This is a genomic window from Streptomyces sp. NPDC051183, assembly GCF_040682455.1.
In the GTDB taxonomy this organism is placed as follows: Bacteria; Actinomycetota; Actinomycetes; order Streptomycetales; family Streptomycetaceae; genus Streptomyces.
Genome location: NZ_JBFBBA010000063.1, coordinates 1 through 20,764 on the forward strand (window position 1 = coordinate 1; position 20,764 = coordinate 20,764).

Annotated in this window: 19 protein-coding genes and 2 pseudogenes; 8 read left to right on the forward strand and 13 right to left on the reverse strand. The window is 71.0% G+C overall.

Going from position 1 to position 20,764, the window contains the following annotated elements:
• Positions 1-495: 495 nt before the first annotated feature.
• The gene (locus tag AB0M99_RS34430; RefSeq protein ID WP_365927591.1) at positions 496-741 is read right to left on the reverse strand and encodes a hypothetical protein; all 246 of its coding nucleotides are present in this window, start codon (positions 739-741) and stop codon (positions 496-498) included.
• Positions 742-1,050: 309 nt separating this feature from the next.
• Between AB0M99_RS34430 and AB0M99_RS34435 the strand changes: the two are divergent.
• Positions 1,051-1,272 (forward strand): annotated as a pseudogene (locus AB0M99_RS34435) (dehydrogenase); the annotation flags it as partial.
• Between the two features lie 135 nt (positions 1,273-1,407).
• Here AB0M99_RS34435 and AB0M99_RS34440 read toward each other — a convergent pair.
• Positions 1,408-2,352: a LysR substrate-binding domain-containing protein gene (locus AB0M99_RS34440; protein ID WP_365927593.1), complete on the reverse strand. Its 945-nt coding sequence runs from the start codon at positions 2,350-2,352 to the stop codon at positions 1,408-1,410.
• 79 nt (positions 2,353-2,431) lie between these two features.
• On the opposite strand from AB0M99_RS34440, the gene AB0M99_RS34445 reads away from it, so the two are divergent.
• Together AB0M99_RS34445 and AB0M99_RS34450 are read left to right on the forward strand one after the other, a co-directional pair.
• Positions 2,432-3,208 carry a hypothetical protein gene (locus AB0M99_RS34445; RefSeq protein ID WP_365927595.1) on the forward strand — a complete coding sequence of 259 codons (777 nt, stop codon included), beginning with the start codon at positions 2,432-2,434 and terminating at the stop codon, positions 3,206-3,208.
• Positions 3,209-3,241: 33 nt separating this feature from the next.
• Positions 3,242-3,568, forward strand: coding sequence for a hypothetical protein (locus AB0M99_RS34450; protein WP_365927597.1), 327 nt, complete (start codon positions 3,242-3,244; stop codon positions 3,566-3,568).
• A 214-nt stretch (positions 3,569-3,782) separates the two neighbouring features.
• Here the strand turns inward: AB0M99_RS34450 and AB0M99_RS34455 are convergent, their stop codons facing one another.
• Together AB0M99_RS34455 and ligA are read right to left on the reverse strand one after the other, a co-directional pair.
• Positions 3,783-4,616, reverse strand: coding sequence for a PIG-L family deacetylase (locus tag AB0M99_RS34455; protein ID WP_365927599.1), 834 nt, complete (start codon positions 4,614-4,616; stop codon positions 3,783-3,785).
• Between the two features lie 201 nt (positions 4,617-4,817).
• Positions 4,818-6,878, reverse strand: coding sequence for an NAD-dependent DNA ligase LigA (gene ligA / locus AB0M99_RS34460; protein ID WP_365927641.1), 2,061 nt, complete (start codon positions 6,876-6,878; stop codon positions 4,818-4,820).
• A 149-nt stretch (positions 6,879-7,027) separates the two neighbouring features.
• On the opposite strand from ligA, the gene AB0M99_RS34465 reads away from it, so the two are divergent.
• Together AB0M99_RS34465 and AB0M99_RS34470 are read left to right on the forward strand one after the other, a co-directional pair.
• Entirely contained in the window at positions 7,028-7,369 is a 342-nt protein-coding gene (locus AB0M99_RS34465) for a HopJ type III effector protein (protein WP_365927601.1), read from the forward strand.
• 368 nt (positions 7,370-7,737) lie between these two features.
• A pseudogene (locus AB0M99_RS34470) lies at positions 7,738-8,061 on the forward strand (alpha/beta hydrolase); the annotation flags it as partial.
• 311 nt (positions 8,062-8,372) lie between these two features.
• On the opposite strand, the gene AB0M99_RS34475 reads toward AB0M99_RS34470, so the two are convergent.
• Both AB0M99_RS34475 and AB0M99_RS34480 read right to left on the reverse strand, forming a co-directional pair.
• Entirely contained in the window at positions 8,373-9,020 is a 648-nt protein-coding gene (locus tag AB0M99_RS34475) for an NAD(P)-binding domain-containing protein (protein WP_365927603.1), read from the reverse strand.
• 49 nt (positions 9,021-9,069) lie between these two features.
• Positions 9,070-9,882, reverse strand: a complete 813-nt coding sequence (locus AB0M99_RS34480) for an inositol monophosphatase (protein ID WP_365927605.1) — start codon at positions 9,880-9,882, stop codon at positions 9,070-9,072.
• Between the two features lie 115 nt (positions 9,883-9,997).
• Between AB0M99_RS34480 and AB0M99_RS34485 the strand changes: the two genes are divergently transcribed.
• Both AB0M99_RS34485 and AB0M99_RS34490 read left to right on the forward strand, forming a co-directional pair.
• Entirely contained in the window at positions 9,998-10,942 is a 945-nt protein-coding gene (locus AB0M99_RS34485; protein ID WP_365927607.1) for a LysR family transcriptional regulator, read from the forward strand.
• A 677-nt stretch (positions 10,943-11,619) separates the two neighbouring features.
• On the forward strand, positions 11,620-12,420 hold the full coding sequence (locus tag AB0M99_RS34490) for a maleylpyruvate isomerase family mycothiol-dependent enzyme (RefSeq protein WP_365927609.1): 801 nt from the start codon (positions 11,620-11,622) through the stop codon (positions 12,418-12,420).
• A gap of 683 nt (positions 12,421-13,103) precedes the next feature.
• Here the strand turns inward: AB0M99_RS34490 and AB0M99_RS34495 are convergent.
• From AB0M99_RS34495 to AB0M99_RS34520, 6 genes are all read right to left on the reverse strand, one after another.
• Positions 13,104-13,619 (reverse strand): hypothetical protein, encoded by a 516-nt coding sequence (locus AB0M99_RS34495; protein ID WP_365927611.1) that lies wholly within the window; start codon positions 13,617-13,619, stop codon positions 13,104-13,106.
• Positions 13,620-13,982: 363 nt separating this feature from the next.
• Positions 13,983-14,435, reverse strand: a complete 453-nt coding sequence (locus tag AB0M99_RS34500; RefSeq protein ID WP_365927613.1) for a hypothetical protein — start codon at positions 14,433-14,435, stop codon at positions 13,983-13,985.
• Positions 14,398-15,867 (reverse strand): caspase family protein, encoded by a 1,470-nt coding sequence (locus AB0M99_RS34505; RefSeq protein ID WP_365927615.1) that lies wholly within the window; start codon positions 15,865-15,867, stop codon positions 14,398-14,400. Before AB0M99_RS34505 ends, AB0M99_RS34500 begins: the two co-directional genes overlap by 38 nt.
• 37 nt (positions 15,868-15,904) lie before the next feature.
• Positions 15,905-17,377, reverse strand: coding sequence for a CHAT domain-containing protein (locus tag AB0M99_RS34510; protein ID WP_365927617.1), 1,473 nt, complete (start codon positions 17,375-17,377; stop codon positions 15,905-15,907).
• Positions 17,378-17,884: 507 nt separating this feature from the next.
• A complete protein-coding gene (locus tag AB0M99_RS34515; protein WP_365927619.1) occupies positions 17,885-19,372 on the reverse strand; it encodes a hypothetical protein in 1,488 nt (495 codons plus the stop codon).
• Positions 19,362-19,616 carry a hypothetical protein gene (locus tag AB0M99_RS34520; RefSeq protein ID WP_365927621.1) on the reverse strand — a complete coding sequence of 85 codons (255 nt, stop codon included), beginning with the start codon at positions 19,614-19,616 and terminating at the stop codon, positions 19,362-19,364. The genes AB0M99_RS34515 and AB0M99_RS34520 overlap by 11 nt, the downstream gene beginning before the upstream one ends.
• A gap of 296 nt (positions 19,617-19,912) precedes the next feature.
• On the opposite strand from AB0M99_RS34520, the gene AB0M99_RS34525 reads away from it, so the two are divergent.
• A complete protein-coding gene (locus AB0M99_RS34525) occupies positions 19,913-20,089 on the forward strand; it encodes a hypothetical protein (protein WP_365927624.1) in 177 nt (58 codons plus the stop codon).
• Positions 20,090-20,235: 146 nt separating this feature from the next.
• Here AB0M99_RS34525 and AB0M99_RS34530 read toward each other — a convergent pair whose 3' ends face one another.
• Complete coding sequence (locus AB0M99_RS34530; protein ID WP_365927626.1) at positions 20,236-20,676, reverse strand: hypothetical protein; 441 nt, start codon at positions 20,674-20,676, stop codon at positions 20,236-20,238.
• Between the last annotated feature and the right edge of the window lie 88 nt (positions 20,677-20,764).

Sequence of the window (20,764 nt, forward strand, 5' to 3'; positions counted from 1 at the left end):
GTCTCCTACACGCCCTTCACCCGCCCGCTCGACCTCCTCGGACTATCCCTGACCTGCGACGCAGCATGATCAACACGACAATGAATCAGCCCTGGTGGCTGCGTACCCGTCACGAAGCCCCCGCCCCACGGTGATGCGTACACGCCCATAGTTCGACGACTACCTGGCGAGCGCCAAGGGCACCCGGACCGGCGCCAACAAGATCGCCCTGCCCGGCGGCGAGTTGCTGCTCGTACGTGTGCGCCTACACGTACGAGAACTACATGGGTGACCGGTCCGACATGTTCACCTGCAACCACCTGTTCCGCTTCACGTGGAACACGACCGGCTCGTGGATCAACAACCAGCGCTCGACCCTGTACGCGACGTTCTACGACCGGTACCAGGTCCCCCGCTGGACCTCGCCCGGCGGTCTCAGCTACGAGCCCGGGCCCGTGCGGCGCCGAGTGCCGCACAGTGGAGGCGTCACCTGCCCGACGCCGCCGCACCCGCTTTTCACGCAGGCAGCCACCACGGCCACCACGGCGGCACGTTGTCCGGCCCGCACAGCCCCGAATCCCCCGGATATCCGTCCACGGTGCCCCTGACGGCAAAGAACCCGATGACCAGCACCCCCAGCACGACCACCACCTGCACCATCCGCAGCAACGGGCGCCGGCCCGGCGTGAGCATCGCGACCACCACGCCGCACACCGCGAAGCCCACCACCAGGACCGGAAGCAGGAGGGTCAGCTCGGCCACACCACCCGCGTCCCAACCTGCGTCACAGTAGGCGCGTGCGCGGGATGACAGAGCGATCGCCAGGCATCCGGCCGCGGCTCCCATCAGCCCGGAAGCGACCATCGAGACGACGCCGTGCCACGTGCGGGACCTGTCCGGGGCAGGGGCGGGCACCGGGTCCGTGGGCATGGGTTCGACTCTGACTCTGTGCGGGTGGCGTTCGGTTCCTGTCACAAGACCAGGTGACGCCCCAACAGCGGCGACGGTTCCACAAACCCAGCGGCGCCGTTCGCCCCGGTTCCGCCGCACCCCAGCGCACCGCCGCCCGCGCTGCTCGACATGTACCTCACCGGCGTCACCCTGCGCATCGCCCGCGACAACGTCCGCGCCCACATCCCGGACGCCCTCGCCCTCGCCGCCTCCGGCACCGTCAACCCGGCGCGCGTCGTCTCCCACGTCCTCGACTGGGAACAGCTCCCCGACGCACTGCCGGAGAACCACCTCAAGCCCGTGTTCGTTCGCAACATCACCCCAGGTGAGCCCGCACGCTGACCACGTCGTTGCCGTCTGCGGCCACGCACACAGAGGCGCCCGATGGCCACGAGCTACGCCTACTCGTCGACGCGACCGTCCGAACCACCGCCTCCCGGGAAACCCGGGACGACCCGGCAGGCGGCGTCCGCGCCCTCACCGGACAGCTCCCCCACCGCCAGGATCGACGGGCGGCAGGTGCACCGTGCGGTCCTGTCGCGCTGCTGTGCGTAGTGCCTCGATGACGGCCGTGGCCGTCGGGTTGGACGCTTCGGTGCGACGGGTCGCGGCGAACAGGAGGCGCAGGATCGGGTGGTCCTCGATGGGCGCCGTGCGGATCCCGGGTGTGCCCGGGTCGATGGCCGTCCGAGGGACGAGCGCGGTGGCGAGGCCGGCTCGTGCGAGGGCGAGCTGGGCGGCGATGTCGGCGGCGACGTAGCGCGTCGTGGGTCTGAAGCCGGCCTGGTGACAGGCGCGCAGGATGGCCCGTCCGCAGTCAGTGGTCGCCGGTGGCACGACGAGGTTGTGCGTGGCCAGTTCGCGCAGGGCGACGGGACGCCCGTCGGATCCATCGGCGGCGGTGACGACGAGCAGCGGATCGTCGAGCAGCGGCGAGATCTCGACGCCCCGGGGTGCGGTCTCCGGCAGGTGGTGGTATCGCTGCCCCAGCACCACGTCGACGGTGCCGAGCGCGAGTTCCCGCAGTTGCGCCTGGTCCGTGGTCAGACAGGTCATGGCGAGCTGCGGATGGTCCCGGCCCAGCGCGGTCAGCGCGGGGGCCACGATCCGGGCGACGGTCGACGGCAACGCTGCGAGCGTGGCGGTTCCGCCGACCCCGCCCTTGACCGCTGCGACGGCGCACTCGGCTTCCTCCATAGCGGCCAGGATCCGGTCGGCGTGTTCGAGGAGGACGCGGCCCGCCTCCGTGAGCGCGACGGTTCGCCCGTCGGGGCGCAGGAGGTCGACCCCCACGTCGTGCCTCAGTGCGGCCAGCTGCTGGGACACGGCACCGGCGGACAGCGCCAGTGACTGGGCGGCCGCGGTGATGGAGCCGCGGGCGGCGACGGTCTTAAGCATGTGCAGACGGCGGATATCCAGCATGACTCGATAGATTACCTAAAGGGTCCCCTCACAAATCATCCCCTTGACCCGTCGAGTCGGGGTGAGCGACCTTCAGCGCATGGAACTCTTCGACTGCATCTCCGCGGTTGCCCGGCCCATCCACGACTTTGGTGACGAATTCATGTCCGACGACGCGACTGCCGCCATCGGCCTGCGCGCCGGGTTCGCCCCAGGGCGCGGCTTCTACTGCCGCGGCCGGTTCGGAGTGCTCGGCGAGGCGCCGACCTCGGTGGTCCATGCGGTACAGGGCTTCCTCGGCCCTGGTCTGGTCACCGCCGGCTGGCGGTCCGGACGGTTCGTGATGCCGCCGGAGGAAGCCGCCGCCGTCTACGCACGGGCCGTACGGACGTGGGGGCGAGCCCACATCCCCGCCGACGTCGACGTGGAGCACTTCAACCACCTGGCCCAGCAGCTGATCGGCGCCGCCGACGCCGACGCACTGCCTCTGTTCGCCGGCTGGCGCGCGCAACCCTGCCCCGGCGACGACCCGGTCGGCGCCGCCATGCAGCGCATACACGTACTGCGGGAGCACCGTGGCGCCTGCCATCTGGCGGCAGTGCGCCTGTGCGGGCTGAGCGCCCAAGCGGCCATGGTCATCAACCTCGGCATCGAGCAGGCAACCCACTACGGCTGGCCAGAGCCACGTCCCGTTGACGCAGCCCTGATCCCCCGATGGCAGCGTGCCGAGCGACTCACCGACGAGCTGCAGGCGCCGCTCTACGCCGCACTGACCGACCGGCAACGGGCCGAATTCGCCCAGCTCGTCAACGCGTTGACCAAGACCTTGACCCCATGGCCCGACGTCGTGAACACCAACAGGCAAACGAAGCCTTGACCGTCCGGCCTGGGCACCGTGCATAGTGTGCTCATGGATCGATTCGTGGGTCGGGCGCGCCTCGAATGGTGGGCCGATCACGCGACGTGCCTTGAGAAGTACGACATCGACATCACCGTCACTGTCGACGCGGTCGGCACGTGGCGGGCAACCGGTCGGCATGCCAATGCCCTCGACACGACCCAGCGCGAGGGTTGGGACTTCCTCATGGAGATGGACCCCTACTTCTCCATTGTGTTTGCCGGCGAGGACAACGGCGGGATCTTGGTGAGGGTCTTCGAGGCAGAGGATGGAACCCTCGCGCTCACCGAGGCGCCGGACGGGGACGGTTCGGCGAACGTCACCTTCGACCTCCCCTGAGTTCACCCCGGGGCGGGAATCGACTTCGCCCCCTGCCACCGCCTCCGGGCTCCGGGCTCCGGGCTCCGGGCTCCGGGGCGAAGCCGACGGCTGCCAGGTGCCCGGCGAGGTTGGCAGCGATAGCCGCCCGCAGGGAGCCGCCAGCGCCCGGCGGCTCCCAGGCCGGTCGATCGTGCCACGCGGCCGAGTGGCTTTGCGGGGGCCCGGCCGCGGATCAGCGCAGTCCGGCGAAGAGGTCGTTCTCGGGTACGGCCGTGCCGGTGGAGTCCTTGACGCGTACGAAGGTCTCCATGCCCATCAACTCGCCGAACCTCTCCTTGCCCATCCTGAGGAAGAAGATGTTCTCGCCCTGACTGGCGTGTGCTGCCAGCGCATCGAACTTCTGACCACTGAACGCGGTGGTGTCCACCCACGTGGTGATCTCGTCGTCGGGGAGGCCGATCTCGGCCAACGCGGCGGCCTCGGCGGGATCCGGCTCCGGCATGTCCTCATGGAACTCGCGCATGATCTCCCCGAACCGCTGCATCCCCGAGCGGGGCATCGTCGTCCAGTAGACCTTCGGCGTCAGATCGGTCATCTCCAGCGCCGCCATCGTGATGCGGTGGGCCTGGATGTGGTCGGGGTGGCCGTAGAAGCCGTTCTCGTCATAAGTGACGACCACATCGGGTCGGTAGTGCCGCATGAGCTCCGCGAGTCGGGCGGCGCCTTCCTCCACGGGGGTCTGCCAGAAGGATCCCGGGGCGTCGTTGCTCGGCCAGCCCATCATCCCGGAGTCGGCGTAGTCCAGCGTCTCCAGATCGCTGATCTTCAGGACGTCACAGCTCGCCTCGAGTTCTTGACGGCGCATCAAGGCTACGGTCGCCGGATCGTGCCCGGGGACGCCCGGCTTGGCACCCCCCGGTCCGTCACCGCAACGGCCGTCGGTACAGGTCACGAGAACCGTGCGGATGCCTTCCGCCGCGTACCGCGCGAGGACCCCTCCGGTTCCTGTGGCCTCGTCGTCGGGGTGGGCGTGCACTGCCATGAGCGTCAAGGGTCGGTCAGTCATGAAACAGTCCTCCTGTAGACGTACTTCTTGGTCCGAGCGCGCGGCCCCCGGCCGTGCGGCGCCGGTCCCTCGGTCGATGCAACCGCGCCGACCCGCCCGGCTGTTCCCGGCCCGGCCGCTTGAACTTCCAGACACAGCGCCTCCGTCCTGGCCCACCTGGCCGGCCCGTGGTGCGGGACGATCGCGATCAGGCGGCGGTGGCTAGCTGGTGGGGAGGAGGCCGGCGACGAGGACGGCGAATTCCTCGGGGTCGAGGATGCGGATGCCCAGTTCTTCGGCCTTGGCGCGCTTGGAGCCGGCCTTCTCGCCCGCCACCAAGAGGGTGGTGCGCTTGGACACCGACGACGATGCCTTTCCGCCCGCCCGCTCGATCAGCTCGTTCATCTCGTTCCGGGACAACACCGCAAGGGGGCCGGTCATGGAGCCGGTTACCACGACGGCCTGTCCGGCCAGCGGGCCGCCGCCTGCCGAGTCCTCGCCGTCGGTCGCGTCGGTCGCCTCGGTCGCGGGCTTCTGCGGCTCGGTGACCTGCGTCCCGACCTGCTGGGCCTGGAGCCTGTCGAGGAGCGGGGCGAGTTCGACGAGTTCGGCCGCAATGACACGGGCCTTCTCGGTGCCGATGCCGTCGACCTCGGCCAGCGTGTCCGCGTCGGCGGCCCGGATCGCGGCCATCGAGCCGAAGTGCGCGGCGATCCGCCGGGACATAGTGCGCCCGGTGCCGCGGACACCGAGGGCGCAGAACACGCGGCTCAATGCGGCCCGGCGGGCGGTCTCGATCGCGGCCAGGAGGTTGGCGGCGCTGGTCTCACCCATCCGGTCCAGACCGAGGAGCTGCTCGCGGGTCAGCGTGAACAGGTCGGCGACATCCCTGACCAGACCGGCTTCCACCAGCTGGATCGCGCGCGTGCCGCCGAGACCTTCGATGTCGAGCTGGTCCCGGCCGACCGCGTAGATCACCGAGGCCACGGCCTGACAGCTCCGGCCGCGCACGCACCGCCACCGCTGCTCGGAGGAGTCGATCGCGTCGCCACAGCGGGGGCACGCCTCGGGGAAGACGATCGGGCTCTCGGCGCCGGTACGCTGGTCGACCAGTGGTGCTTCAACCCGGGGGATCACGTCGCCGGCGCGGTACACGAACACCTGGTCGCCGATCATGAGCCCGCGACGGGTGATGTCGGACGGGTTGTGAAGCGTGGCGTAGGTGACCGTCACTCCGTCGATGACCACGGGCTCCAGGACGGCGCGCGGGGCGATGATCCCGGTCCGGCCGACGTTCCACTCCACCGCCAGCAGGCGCGTCACCTTGTGTTCGGCCGCCAGTTTCCGGGCCACCGCCCATCTGGGGGCGCGCGAGCCGTTGCCGGCCTGACGCTGGTCCTCGGCCGTGTCGGCCTTGACGACGACGCCGTCGATCCCGAACGGCAGGTCTCCGCGCAGGCCGGCGATCGCGTCGATGCGTTCCTGCACCTGCTCCACGGTCTCGCATCGCATGGGGGCGGCGGCAGTGCTGGCGGCCGTGTTCGCGCCGAGCTCGGCCAGGTTCTCCAGCAGGGCGGCGTGGCCGAGGTCCTCCAGGCCGATCGCGCTGTAGGCGAAGAAGGTCAACTCGATCCGGTAGGGGCGGTCCTTGGCCCGCAGGGTGCCGGCCGCTCCGCTGCGCGGGTGCGCGAAGGGGGTGGCCTCGTGGGCGAGCCGGATCCGGTTGGCCTCCTCGAACTGCGCCGTCGTCAGCAGCACCTCGCCGCGCAACTCGACGTCGATCGGCTCGGTCAGTACCGGCGGCAGACCGATGACGGCGTCGGCGGCGTGGGTGATGTCCTCGCCGGACAGGCCGTCGCCGCGGGTGAGGAGCTGAACGAGCCGACCACCCCGGTACCGGGCGGCCACCGCGAGGCCGTCGAGCTTCGGCTCCACGCACCACCCGGCCACGGGGTGCCCGAGACGCCGTTCCAGCCCTGCGGCCCACTCGGCGAGCTCGTCAGCGTCGAAGACGTTGTCGAGGGAGAGCATCGGCACCGAGTGCGGCACGTCACCCTGCACAGCGCCACCCGCCACCTTCCCGGTCGGTGACTCGGCAAGCACCTCGTCCGGGTGGGCCTCCTCGTAGGCCGCGATGGCGCGCAGCAGCCCGTCGTACTCGTCGTCACCGAGCGGGGTGGTCCCGTCGCCGTAGTACGCGGCCGACGCCGCCACGGCGGTGGTCACGGCCTCCACGTAGGCGGCGGGAGAGAGCAGGGCACTGTTTTCGGTCATGCAGGTCATCATCCTGCCCTCCACTGACAACGCCTCCGCGGGTCGCACAGGCGCACGTCTTGACCTGCGGATACGCCGATCGTTCGGATGCCCTGGGGGGTATTGTCGTCCGGTCACGGACGGCGATCGGATCGTCTGTTCAACCCGGGAGGACCGACATGACTGATCTGGACTCGCTGCGGGCAAGCCTTGCGTCAGGTGAGCACGAGTTCGCCGACACCTTGGCCTTCGTCTCCGCGCACTACGCGTATCAGCCGCAGGCGTTCCGCAACGGGGAACTCGAGAATGCCGCAGGTGAGAACGAGGGTTCCTGCAAGACGCTGGGGCTGGCCCTGCTGGAAGGGCTGAGCGACCAGGAGGCGCTGCTGGCTTTCGGTGAGCACTATCGCAGTGTGCTGGCGACGCCGACCGACACTGATCACGGCAACATTCGCAACCTCATGGCCCATGGTCTCGAAGGGGTGAGCTTCGCCGGGCAACCGTTGGCCCGCAAGAGCTGAACAGCGACATCCGGGCAAGCACCCACCCCCTCCTGAAGGCCTGCCTCGCGCCGCGGGTGCTCGGGTTGGGGCTGGGGCTGGGGCTTGCCGAGGTCGGCGCCGCGCACGGCCGGCATGTGCTCGCAGCGTCCGGGTTTCCGGCTCGGCGCTCTCGGTTCTTCCGAGCGGTGACTTCGTCCGAGACAGCCCGATCAACTGTGCGGGTCCCGGCCGAGCGCGGTGCGCCTGGGCCTGCTCGGCGTGGCGGGTGGTCAGCCAGGACTTGACGACTGCGGTCGGCACCGGCACCGGTGCGTACGGGGCGAGGTCCTCGGCAATGGCCGCCGCGAGTTCGTCGGCGCAAGACGGTCCGGCAGATCGACGGGCCCGTGGTCCTGGTCGGTCACTCGTACGGCGGTGCCGTCATCACCGAGTCGGGCGACCTGCCGAACGTCTCCGCCCTGGTCTACATCGCGGCCTTCGCCCCCGACGCCGGCGAGAGCCCGGGGGCGATCACCGAACAGCGTCCCCCGGCGGCCTTCGCGAACACCGCGCCGGACTCCGACGGCTACCTGTGGCTCAAGCAGGACAAGTTCCACGAGAGCTTCGCGCAGGACCTGACGCCCGACGAGGCCCTGGTCATGGCCGTCACCCAGAAGGCCCCGCTCGGCTACCAGGTGTCCACCCAGGACCACATGATCCACCCGGACAACCAACGGATGACGGCCGAACGGATGAGCCCCCGCAAGACGATCGAGCTGGACTCCTCGCACGCCTCCCTGGCCTCCAGCCGGGCCCCGTCACCTACCTCATCGAAGCCGCCGCGAACGACACTGTCGGCCGCTAGGGGCTCGCCAAAGCCCAGGCTGTACGACTTGGTCATGGCCGCAGCGATCTGGTATGGCTTCTCCGTTCTGCTCTCTCAGCTGAGACCACAGCCCGGCCACCTCGCTGCTCTCGGGCTGCCTTGCAGCCTCACACCTCAGCGTGCCTCAGCGAACGTGGTGAACCGGGTCTTGGCGGGTCAGCGGGTTAGGGAGACGGCGAAAGGCTTGAAGCCGTGTCGGCGCAGGACGTGGGGCACGACCAGGATCATGGCCTCGGTGGCGCGGGCTGTGGTGATGTCGCCGAGGTCCTCGATCCGTTCGGGTTGCCAGCCCAGGTCGCCGAGCAGGCCTGTGACGGTCTTCTTCGCGTTCTCGTCGTTCCCCGAGACATAGACGGTCGGTGGGGTGGCCAGGGTTTCGGGAGCGGCCATGACCGTGAACAGCATCGTGTTGAGGGTCTTGACCACATGGGTGTCGGGGAGGGCAGCCTGGAGCTTCTCGGCCAGGCTGCTGCCGGGATAGCACAGGTCTCCGGGCAAGCCGTCAGCGGCGTCGCGGGTGGCGTTGGAGACGTCGATGAGGATCTTGCCTGCGAGTTCGGTTCGCAGGTCGGTGAGGCGGTCGAGAGCGCTGTCGCCGGGCGTCGCGTTGATCACGATGTCCGCGGTGCGGGCGGTGGTGCGCTGGTCGGCGAAGGAGACGCGGGGGCCTGAGTCTCCGGCGGCCGCTGTGGTCTCCTGCGTCGGGGTGCGGCGGCCGAGGATGACGTGGTGTCCGGCCACGGAGAGCTTGCCGGCGAGGTTGGTGCCGACGCGGCCCGCGCCCAGGATGCCGATGCTGGTCATGAGGTGATGCTCCTTGCGGTACCGGGTGGGAAGGGGGGAGACGTCTGCCTCAGGCGATCGGCGAGAGGACCTTGAGGGCGGCGCCGTGGATGCCGGGTGCGGCGGCCAGGAAGTCGCTGCTGCCCGTGTTCCAGGGGGTGCCCACCAGGTCGGTGACGATGCCCCCGGCCTCGGAGACCAGCAGGGCGCCGGCGACCAGGCCTGAGCGGACGTCGGAGAACTGCCAGAAGGCGTCCATGCGTCCGGCGGCAACGTGGATGAGCTGCATCGTGGCGGGCACGGACACCCGTACGACCAGGCCGTTGATGAGCATGGTGGTGACGGAGTCCCCAATCCGCCGGAAGGTGCGCTCGTCCTCGCCGGGCTTGGCCTGGCCTGTGCCGATGAGCGCGGCGCCCAGGTCGGTCTTGGCAGAAACCTTCAGCGGTCGGTCGTTGAGGCGGGCGCCGCCGCCGGCGACGGCGGAATAGGTGTCGCCGGTGAGCGGCAGGTGGACGACCGTGAGTACCGGCTGGTTGTCGCGGACCAGGGTGGCGGTCACGGCCCAGTCCTCCATGCCGTGGACGTGGTTGATGTTGCCCTCGGCGGGGTCGACGACCCACCACTCCCCGGGCGGGAGCGCGCCGCCGGCCAGCTCGTCCTCCGCCCACTGCGATCCCGGCCGGGCCTGCAACAGCGGCTCCCGCAGCACGTCCAGCACCGCGTCGTCGTTGGCGTGGATCTCCTCGACCACCTCGTCGAGGCTCACGGCTCGGGCGTGCGAGGTGTAGCGGTCCCGCAGCGTGAGGCCCGCTGCCTTCACCACGGTGGTCACGTCGGACAAGAGCGTCGTGCCGGCGTCGAAAGGCATGGCTGTGCTCATGGCTGGCTCCTTGGGATCGGTCGAAGCGGGGCGGCTGTCTCGCCCCCGCACCTCGAAAGTAGGCCGCCGAATCATTAACAACAAGTGCATGGTTGTCACTTGTAGAGTTACTGCCATGCAACTGGATCTAAACCTGCTCACTGCCCTGGACGCACTACTGGAAGAGGGCAGCGTCGCCGGCGCCGCAGCACGCCTCCACGTCACCGCCCCGGCAATGAGCCGCTCCCTGGGCCGCATCCGCAAGGCCACAGGCGACCAGATCCTGGTACGCACCGGCCGCAGCATGGTCCCCACCACCCGCGCGCTGGCCATGCGCGCCCAGGTCCACGCCCTCGTGCAGCAGGCCCATCAACTCCTGTCCACGCAGCAGGAACTCGACCTGGCAGCTCTGGACCGAGTGTTCACCGTGCGCTGGCACGACGCCCTGACCGCAGCCTGCGGAACCGCCCTGACCACCGCCGTCCGCCAGCAGGCTCCCGGCGCCCGGCTACGCTTGTCCGCCGAACCCGGGACGGACGATGCCGAGCTGCGCCGCGGTGAGGTCGACCTCGAATCAAGCTCCGACGCTCCGACGCTCCCCGACATCCGCCACCGCCTCGTCGGCAGGGACCAGTTGGTCGTCGCCGTCCGCCCGGGCCACCCACTCACCGACAGCCCGCTGAGCATCGAGCGCTACACAGCCGCCGAACACCTCACCGTCTCGCGGCGCGGACGCCTGCGCGACCAGATCGATGACGCCCTGACCACACGTGGCCTCGAACGACGCGTCGTCGCCGCCGGACCCACCGCCGCCTTCGCCCTGCAACTCGCCCTCGATACCGACCTGGTCGTCACCCTCCCCGAAGCGGTGACCCGCACGGCCCGGAACCGACTCGGCCTGGTCTCGCTCCCGCTGCCACTCCAGTTGCCCGACGTCCCCCTGTACCTGCTGTGGCACCAGCGCTACGACGACGACCGCGCCCACACCTGGCTACGAGACCTCGCCGCCGAAACCGTACAGGCACTCTTCACACCGCCGACCGCCTCTCAGCAGCCCCTCACCAACCGAACTCCGCATTGACGGATCCGCCCGGGGAAAGGCTCGCGGCAACTGCCCTATGAGGATCAGATGATCTTCGAGTCCATCAGTTACTCAGCTGGCTGCCAGGACTGCGGTGCGGAGTTGGAGTGCTGGGGCGTCCAAGCCCTGGTCCACGGCTCCGTGCGCTGGGACACGGAGTCCAGATGTTCAAGCTGCAGGTTTGCAATGGCCGACTGCGGCGGCGATCTGCCTTCCGAGCTACGGGGGTCGGCTGCTCTCCGAGCGGGGAGTAGCCCGCCTCCAGGTGGACCATCAGCGAGAAACACCGCGATCACCCGAGTTCTGCGGGCAGAACTCGGCGTCGGTCTGAATGGCTGTTGTTGTTCCGAACTTGAGGGGTGCTGGTCGAACGGGAGTCACCTGAACTCCAGACCCGACCGGCCCTCCCCCGCCATCGTGACCTCCGCGTCATCACATCGAGCAGCAGCATGACCGCGCGCACCGGGTGGACGTCACGTCGCCGCGGTGCCCGGCCGCACGGCGAGGCCAGAGCACCCACAGGCACGACGCCTGACGTACCGCCACCACCAGCGTCCTCACAGCAGTGCGCAGCTTGTCACCCGAGCGGTGGGAGGCGAGGATGTCCGCAATGGCCAACCGGCGGAGACTGTAAAAATCGCTGTCCTATCACCGGAGCACGGTGATAGACATCCGGCGTGGAAAAGAATCTTGAGTTCCCTCACCTGTTGCGACTGATCGATGAACGGTCGACCGCCTTCCGCGCCGTGGTCGCCGCCGCGCCCGGTCTCGACGCGCAGGTGCCGACCTGCCCCGGGTGGACGCTGTTCGATCTGGTGAAGCACCTGGGTGGGGGAGACCGTTTCTGGGCCGCCATCGTCGGCGCGGGGTCTGCCGACGGTCCCCCGGCCGAGGCCGTCGCCGCGCGCGCCGCGCTGGAAGTGCCGCAGGAGCGTGAGGCCCTGGTGGCCTGGCTGGACGCGTCGACGCAGCTTCTGCTTGACGCCCTGCGCGCGGCGGGACCGGAGAGCGGTTGCTGGACGTGGTGGCCTGCGTCGCAGTCACCGCAGACCGCCGGCGGCACCGCCCGGCACCGGGTTCAGGAGACCGCGGTGCACACCTACGACGCCCAGCTCGCCGGGGGCTCCCCGCAGCCGCTGCCGGTCGAGCTGGCACTCGACGGTGTGGAGGAGTTCCTGTTCACCGTCTGCGCAACGCCGAGCGCCTGGCCGCACAAGCCCACGGCCTTCGACTTCCACGCCGCCGAGGGCCGCTCCTGGCGCCTCACCGTCGACGGCGACGGCGCACGCATCACCCGCATCCCCGCGCCCACCGACGCGACCGGCGAAGACTCGGACGCAGCCGGCGCCTCCGTCCACGGCACGGCCAGTGAGCTGGTCCTCTACCTGTACGACCGGATCCAGGCCGACTCCTTGCACGTTGACGGAGACGCAGGGCTGCTCGACCTGCTCCGCGCCTGGGAGCCGGAGGAGAAGTAGGACGTCGATCGGGTGACTGCGGCGGCTGCCGTGCATGAGAGCAGGGCCTCTTGGTAGCTCGAAGGGTGTCGAATCCAACGTGCGGTCCGAGAGGCCCTGTTGTCGCATTTCTACGGGCAACGCGGGAGTGGGGTCCACTTCAGCCACTCTCGCGTGTGACCGTCTGGCTCACAGGTTCGGGAACGCCAGAGACCACGGGGCGCGCGAGCGTCGGGTATCCCACCGACATGTCGGACGCGGAGTGGGCGACCACAGTCTCAAGGATCCTCAGGATCTCAACTCGGTTGAGGCCAGTGACATGCGCGGCTTGCTCGTCACTGTCTCAGCCGATGAGGGGTCCCACTCAAGGGTTTCGGTGTTGATGTCGTTCACGCGCCCAAACGGCAAGGTCAGTAGCTGTTCCCGAACCCCGTCGTCGCAAATGGTGCCCCGGCGTCAAGGGGACCGCCGAGAGGCTCGTTCGGGGAGCGGTTTCTGTGACCACTCCCCGAACGCGAGCCCTGGCGTCGATGGGCCTGCTGCGACGTGCGCCGGCGGACTTGGGCATGAGCGCGTCGCAGACTGCCCGTTGACGGGCGCGGGTGCGGCACGAGCCTCAATCGGGCCGGGCAAGCCGACTGCTCACCTACGACACCCCGTACCTGCTGCCACTACTGCTGAGGGAGCCGACAGCTTGGGTCAGGTCAGCAGGTGCCGACGCGGCCGAAGCGGGTGGACCAGACCGGGGTCCACGGGCCGTCGCCGTGGGGGCGGTAGACGACCAGGTTGCCGTCGTTCTGCAGGCGCACCCAGTTGGCGCTCGGGTTGCAGCCCAGGGCGGTCCCGGAGGCCCAGAGGGCCCTCTTGAAGGTGTCGTAGACGACGAAGTTGCCGTCGTACTGCATGATGACCTTGCCGGGCGCCGTGTTGACGGTTCCGGTGGCCCAGACGGCGTGGCCGCTCGCGTTGTACTGCACGAGGTTGCCGTCCTTCTGGTAGACGAGCCGCTCGTCGCCGTTGCCGGAGACCAGCCTGTCACCGGGCAGCAGACAGCTGCCCCAGTCCATGTGGTCCCAGCCGCCCGGGTTGCGCGAACAGTTCCACTCGCTGTTGACGTCGGCCGCCGCGCTGGTGGCGGTGGTGAGACCGATGACGCCGGCCAGGGCGGTCGCGGCACTTGCGAGTGCGATGAGCCTCTTGTAAGTCCTGCGGATGGTCATGGTGTTCTCCCTCGCCCCGGAGCGGTCCTGCCCGCTCCCGGGCCTCGTGTCGTGGCGGCGCGTGGCACCGGTCCTTCGGTGCGCCGACGGGGTGGAGCCCCGCGATTGCGGCTACGTACCTGACAACGCGGCGTACGCGTCCGGCGGTTCAGACCCTTGGATGACAAGTGCTGCCGCCATGACCCCTTTTGTCGCCTGGCCGTGCAAGACGGTGGTGCTCAGCAGGGATGCCGCCTCCGGCTTGGTGCGTGTGCAACCACCCTTGTCCAGCTGTTGATCGTCTCCACCAACCTGTCAGCCCTCGGCCCACAGATCCAACGTGGTACGCGACGAGCCGTAGGTGACACCGGATTCGCGGCTCCTTCAGCGCCGCTGCGGGTGGAGGTACGCCTCGAACCGCTCCACTTGGTAGCGGACCGCCTGCTCCCGTCCGTCGGCCCATGCGGGGCCGCGACCGTCGCGCATACCGTTCAGCAGATCGTCCAGGAGCCGCTGCAAGGACGAGCCCCGCGCCTCGGACGTGTGCTTGACGCCTTCCTGCGCCAGACGCGAGAGGTCCTGGGGGCGTTCGGTGACAACGGCCAGGAAACTGCCCGGTCGTGGGGACCCCTTGGGCAGGCCGTCCGGCCAGAAGAGGGTGACGCCCGCCAGTTCGTGGGTCTGCGGGTGACGGTAGAGCTCGTAGCACTCGCCGGGACCGATGCCGACCCCGGACCGTTCGCTGGTGGTCAGCAAGGAGATGGCGCCGCGCAGACCGACGTCGAAGACCGAGACGAACCTACGGGCCGTTCCCCGGTTGCGGATCCGGACGACCACCTGGTCGCCGCAGAAGAGATGCTCGCCGCAGCGCTCCAGCGCCCCTTCCGAGCCGTCGGGCAGGAGTCGTGCGTAGCTGAAGTCGAGCCCGCCGCCGAGCGTTGCCGGCCCGGTGCCGGAGGCCAGCTCCCGCACCTGCGCGGCCCTCGCGAGACGCTGTAGGTCGGCGCCGGTCTGTGCGAGTGCTTCCGAGGTACGGGCCCGGGGCCGGTCCACCAAGGGCTCGCCCGTCCAGCAGCCCGACGCCGTCGCCGGACAGGACGACGGTGGCCATCACGGGCTCCCCCGCTGCCACGACCCGCACGCGTGCCGAGTCCATGAGGGCCCGGGCCGTGCGGTCGCGGTCCGGATGGCCCGCCGGTACGACGGCGACCGCCCTGCGCCCGAGGGACACCCGCAGGGGATGGGCCTCGGTCCCCTCGGGCAGCGGGGGAAACCTCGGGGAGCCTGCCGCCGGTCGCAGCCGGGCCTGGCCGCCGGTGACGCGGTCCACCGCCGCCGTCCCGAGCGGTGGGAGGCCCTCTCCGGCGGGGCCGACCAGGGCGTAGACGTCGCCCTCCTCGACCGTGAAGAGCTCGGCCGCGTCGATGAACACCCCGTCCTCCGTGACCAGTACGGGCAGGACGCCGCTGCCCGACGCTTCGCGCAGGTCGAACAGGAAGCGGTCCGCCGGACCCTCCACGTCCGGGCGCTGCAACGGCTCGAGAAGGGTGACGGCGGGTCGCAGTTGCTCGATCAGCTGACGCCAGGTCAGGCGTGAGCTGTCCGGACGACGGAGCAGCCGGGCCAGCGAGGCCGTGAGCACCCCATGGCGTCCGAGGCCGGGCACGTGGGTCTCGTACGCGCTCTGGTCCGGGGCGCAGGCCACGAGCCGGACGGCCAGGGGGTTTGCGTCCACGGCGGGGACGCCGTTCCCGCCTGATGCGGCGCGTTCCGCCTCCCAGGCGCCGCGCACCTGCTCCCAGGGCGGTTCCCCCGACCGTGGGTATGCCTTGGGCAGGGACCGCCCGCGGGCCATGCGCCCCGAGAAGCAGCAGTCGAGGACGGTCGTGACGTTCGCAGTCTGCAGGGTGAGTTGCTCCTGGTTCCGGCTCAGCGAGGCGGCGAGCAGGCCTTGGAACCCTGTGCCGCCGAGGTCGTGGGGGCACAGGTAGGGGAGCCAGGGCGGTAAGGAAGGGTCGTCGGACGGCGCCGGGTTGCGGGCGCGGCCGCCGTGCCCGGAGTAGTAGACGAGAGCGGCGTCCCCGGGCCGGCTGTCGGCGATCAGCTTCCGGTACGCGTCCTCGATGCCGTGGAGCGTCGCCCGTTCGCCAGTGAGCGGGATGGCCTCGAACCCGAGGGGGGTGAGCACGTCGGCCATGAGGTCCACGTCGGCGTGCACACCTGTGAGGCCCCCGGTCTGGCAGCCGATCAGCAATGCCCTCTTGTGCATGTCTGTCCTCTCCGGGACGGGTGGTCCGGTCCGCCCGTCAGCCGCCGATGTGGACGAACGGTGCCCAGTGGTAGGGCAGGTTGTCCCGGTCCTCCTCCCGTGCGAAGGGCGGCACCTGGCCGTCCCTCGCCCCGGGTGCTGCCGCCGCAGTGCCCTCCCGCGCCCGCAGGGCCTCGTACGCGGCGTGCCGGCCCGCCTCGCCGAGGCCGCGCACCCAGCGCTGGGCGGCGGCCAGGGCCTCGGCCACCCCCCGGCCCTCGGCCAGTCGCTCGTACAGCGCGACCATGGTCAGGCAGCCCGCTTCGTCGTCCACCGGCCACAGCGAGACGACGACGTGCCGGGCGCCCGCCGTCACCGCGGCCCGGGTCAGGCCCACGACGTCACCGCCGATGGTGGCGGTACCGCGCCCTGTGTGGCACGCCGACAGCACCACCAGGGCCTCGGTCAGGTCGAGTCCCATCAGGTCGCCTACGGTCAGCTGGTCGTGGCCGGCCAGGACGACACGGCCGAGGTTGGGGCCGTGCTCGTCCACCAGACCGTGCGTCGCGAAGTGGAGCACGGAGGCGCCCTCCGCCGCCGCGGCCGCCACGTTCCGGGCCGTCGCCCCCTCCCCCGTCAGCGGAGGAGCCGTTCCGAGCACGCGCGCGACGGCGGCCACCTCCGTCGCCGTGCCCGGCAGCCGGGCCAGCCCCCGCTCCGGGGCGTACGCGGGGTCGCCGACGAGCAGCGCCGCGGCGCCGGGCCGGGGCCGCTGGCCGGCCTCGGGCAGGGTCAGCAGCGCGGCCGACGGCAGGTAGGAGACCGTCCGGGACTCACCGAGTGGCCGGCCCCGGTGGGGCAGTACGTGGAACGGCAGCAGGGACAGGGCTCCGTGGGGGACGACGTACAGCCTCTGGCCGGAGTCGACCGCAGCGGCCACGGGCCCGAGAAGTCGCTCCGCGAGGGCCGAGGCTCCCGCCCGGTCCACGCCACCGGTGGCGCACGCGGTGTGGAACGCACGTACGTCGCAGGCGAGATCCCGTGCGCGGACGGGGAGTTCCCGGTGGCGGACGCGGTCCCGCTCGACGGACCAGACGAGCAGTTCCTGGTCGAACGACTCGTACATGAGCAGGGCCGCGTCGGTGGGCAGAGCCGCCTGCACCTCCTCCAGCAGCGTGCCCCGCCGCCCCTCGTGCCGCATGAGCAGCGCGGGCGCCCGACGGGCCACCTCGGTTTCCGCCGCGTCCAGAGCGTCCTCCGCGCCGAGTACCCGCGGGCGCAAGGCGGAACCGGTACGGCCGGCCACGGGCTCCGTGGCGAGCGCCGCGCCCGTCAGCTCCTCGTACGCCGCCGCCCATCGGGAGCCGGCCCGCAGCCAGCCGCGCGCGGCCTCTCGAGCGGGCCCGGGAGCCAGCCCGATCAGGGAGCGCAGGGTATCGACCGCGAAACCGCGGCAGCGGTCGGACAGTTCGAAGGAGGCGGCGAGCGCGGCACCCGTCCGAGCACTCCGACGCCAGGGCGAGCCGGGCACGGACGGCCGTGTGGAACATCCCGGCCACATCGACGTGGTCGGTGGCCGCACTGCGCAGCGGTTCCCGGACCAGCTGGGCGGCGTGCCGCTCGAACAGGCCGAGGGCCGTGTCGGAGAGCCGGGCCGCTACGCGGTGCCGGCCCAGGGCCATCGCGAGTTCCGCCCGGCGGGCCGGGTCCGCCCACGGCCGGTCCGGCGGGCCGGCCCGGGCGACCCGGGCGACCCGGGCGACCCGGGCGAGCTTTGCCAGCGCCTGGTCCGCGGTGGCCGGGTCGGCCAGCCGGAGGAACAGGGACACCGCGTGGTCGGGGTGCAGATCACCACGGCGGAACAGGCCGAGTGCGATCTCGTGGGCCTCCTTCCGGCAGTCGAGCAGGTACCGCAGAAGGCATCGCAGCAAGTCGTTCCCCTCCCGCTCCGCCGCCGCGAGCGCCAGGGCGAAGTGTCGGCGGGCCTCGTCGCGGTAACCGGCGGCCAGCGCCCGCTGCCCCTCGTGGTACGGGAGCATCAGGGCCGCTTCGCGGGCGGCGGCCCGCACCATGACGTTGATCTGCGTGCCCATCGGCGAGACGTCGGTGACCCGCGCCGACAGCCGGCACAGCTCCTCCAGGCGCGCCGCGTCAACGACGGCCAAGTCCGGCTCACCCAGGGCCTGGACGGTGTTGTCGAAGGAGAGCGCCAGGCTCGCGGTGCGCACGAAGGCGAGTTCGGCGACGGGCCCGTCGCCGAGCCCGGCGATCGCCTCCGCGGTATCGGCGGCAGCAAAACGGCCGATGCCCGGCGGACGTTGAGCCGGTCCGCGAGCTCGACGTGGGCCCGCTCGACGAGTTCGCGTTCCGTCGGCGCGTCCGACGCTACGGCCAGGCGGCGAGCCAGCCGCAGACAGCGCAGCGCCGACAGGGCCGCGCCCCGGTCCCGCCAGGTGCGGGAGCGCACGACGAGCAGCCGGATCAGGCCCCGGGCGAAGCTTCCGCTCCCGTCGGTCCGGGACCAGCGGGACAGCTCGTCGAGCGCATCGGCCGGGAGGTCCTCGCCGCTGCCGATCCGGTCGACGGCGCTGTGCGCCTCCACGAGCCGGGCGAGCGCTCCGGCACCCGACTCGCGCGCGGCACGCCCGGCCGCATCCAGGAACGCCGCGCACGTCGTGAAGTCGTCGGCGTGGCGGGCCAGATGGGCCCGCCGCAGTGCTATGGCGGCCCGCCCGCCACCATGGCCCAGCCGGGTGAACAGGGCGTCCGCACGGGCGTAGTGTGCGCGCGCCGATTCGACGTCGGGCGGAACCACCGGGCCAGGGAGGTCCATATCCAGGCGCAGGCCGAGCAGTTCGGGCCGGGACACGGACGCCAGCACCATGTCGCCTTGCAGGGTGGCCAGTTGAGCGAGGGCAGCCGGGTCGGCTCCCGCGAGGGACTGGGCGGTCGTCAGGGCTGCCGTCGTCTCGTCCACGAGACCGGCACGGTGGGCCACGTCTGCCGCGGCGATCCACAGATGGGCGCGTACCGACGGCGGTGCGAGCGTGGCCAGTTGGGACTCCCGCGCCGTGAGCTGGTCCAGCGCCCTCCGGGCCGAGAGGACGTCCTGGGCGGCCCGGGAGTGGTCGGCCACGGCCCGGGCGCTGAGGATGTCGGGTATCAGCCGGGCGGCGACCAGGACGAGGAGGACGGCGTCGGGGTCGGCCACCGGACGGGGCGCCGGGCGGGCGACGCGGGCGATGTCTTCCTCGGACATCACCGCCCCGCCGTCGCCGGGGAACCAGTTGAGGTCCTGGGCGAGCGCGGCCACGCGGAGGGCGTTCGCCACGTCGTGAACGGCCGTGCGCGCGGTGCCGGTGGCCGGTCGCGCGCCGGAGCCCAGGGCCCTCAGCGCGCGCTTCGGTTCACCTGCGGCGAGCGCGGCTGCCGCCTCGGCCAGGGGGCGTTCCACCGGCGGGACGCCGCCGGGCGGGACAGTGCCGTGCCCGGCAAGGAGAAGGGACAGCAGAAGGTCACGGGTCACCACCACGCGGGGTCCTCCTCAGCGGGGTATCGGCGGCAGGGAGAGCGTCAGGACGGCCCGTAGGCGGCGCCGCACGGCCGGTCAGCCGGAGCGTGGTGGACGGCCGTCCGTTCGCCGCGTGGAAACGCACCGTCAGGTCGAGCCGGATCCACAGGTCCGCGAGCTTCCCGAGTTCGCCGAGGCCGTTGGCCGCCTCGTTGAACGCCCTGTCCAGGCGCATCTCGGCGAGACTCTGAGCCGCCACGATGGGCTTGGCCACTCCGCCGGGGGCCGGGCCGGCGCCGGGCAGACACGGATGGCCCTTGACTCCCAGGACCCCCGATTGTCCGGCCGCGGCCGGGCAGTCGTGCCGGGCCGGGGGGAGGGACGGTGCCGACAGCTGGGCCCTGAACTCGCCGGGGGGATCCGGGTGGGCGGGCGTGGGTGGCCAGCCTAGGAGCCGGAGTACGGGCCGGATAGTCGGCGGATGGCAGGGGATGAACTATCCGTTGCGCGACGGCTTGTCGTGCGCCGGGGGTACGCCACAACGCGCCCCCGCGAATGGGAACGGGCCGTCAGTTCTTCACTCCCAACACACCCGGCTACGACAGTACGTACTTCCTCTCCTACGCCAATGAGGGCTTCGTCTCCGCCGAACTCGGCTACACCGGCGACGGCTACGCCAAGTTGCGCTCCAGCGCAGCGGACGTCGGTCCCTGGGAGACCTTCCATTGGTAGTCCGCCCGCTGGAAATGAGCCGGGCGGAGCTGAGGGGCTCGCGCGCCCCTGCCTGGCCGTACGGCCCCGACCAGCCCCCTGGGTCCGGCCCGGTTCGTTTCCAGCGTTGGGACTCACCAGGGACGTTGACGGTTGGAGATCCCCGATCAGCGGCGGCCGGCGGTCAGGCTGACGAGGAACTGGCCGCCGCCCGCTTCGATGCCGGCGGTCACCGGCAGCCCAGGTACCAGTCGGGAGAACCGGTCCACCAGCCAATCCGCTGCCTCTTGGGCGTCCTTCCTGGTCGGACAACGGCCCACCACCTCGCGGCCCCCCTTGCGCTCCAGCCTGTCGGCAACGGCGATCAGAGGCGCGGGTTCGACCACGTACAGGCGCTCCGGCCAGGCGATGACCACCTTGACCGCACCCTTGCGGGTATTGCACCCGCGGTGCGCCAGCCGCTCGGCGACCTTGGCCTTCCGGTCGGCGGTACGGCTGTCGACACTGGGCCCCCGCGGGTCGTTCACCGACTCGTCGGGGTCGACCGGTTCGTCACACACCCAGCACCGCCAGCCGTCACGCTCGGCCACATCATCAAGGAGACTCATCCAGACAAACTAGCCTGCCCGGCCGTCCCCTGCGCACCAGGGCCCCGGCAACGTCGCAACACCGGCCAACAGCTCCGCGACACCTGGC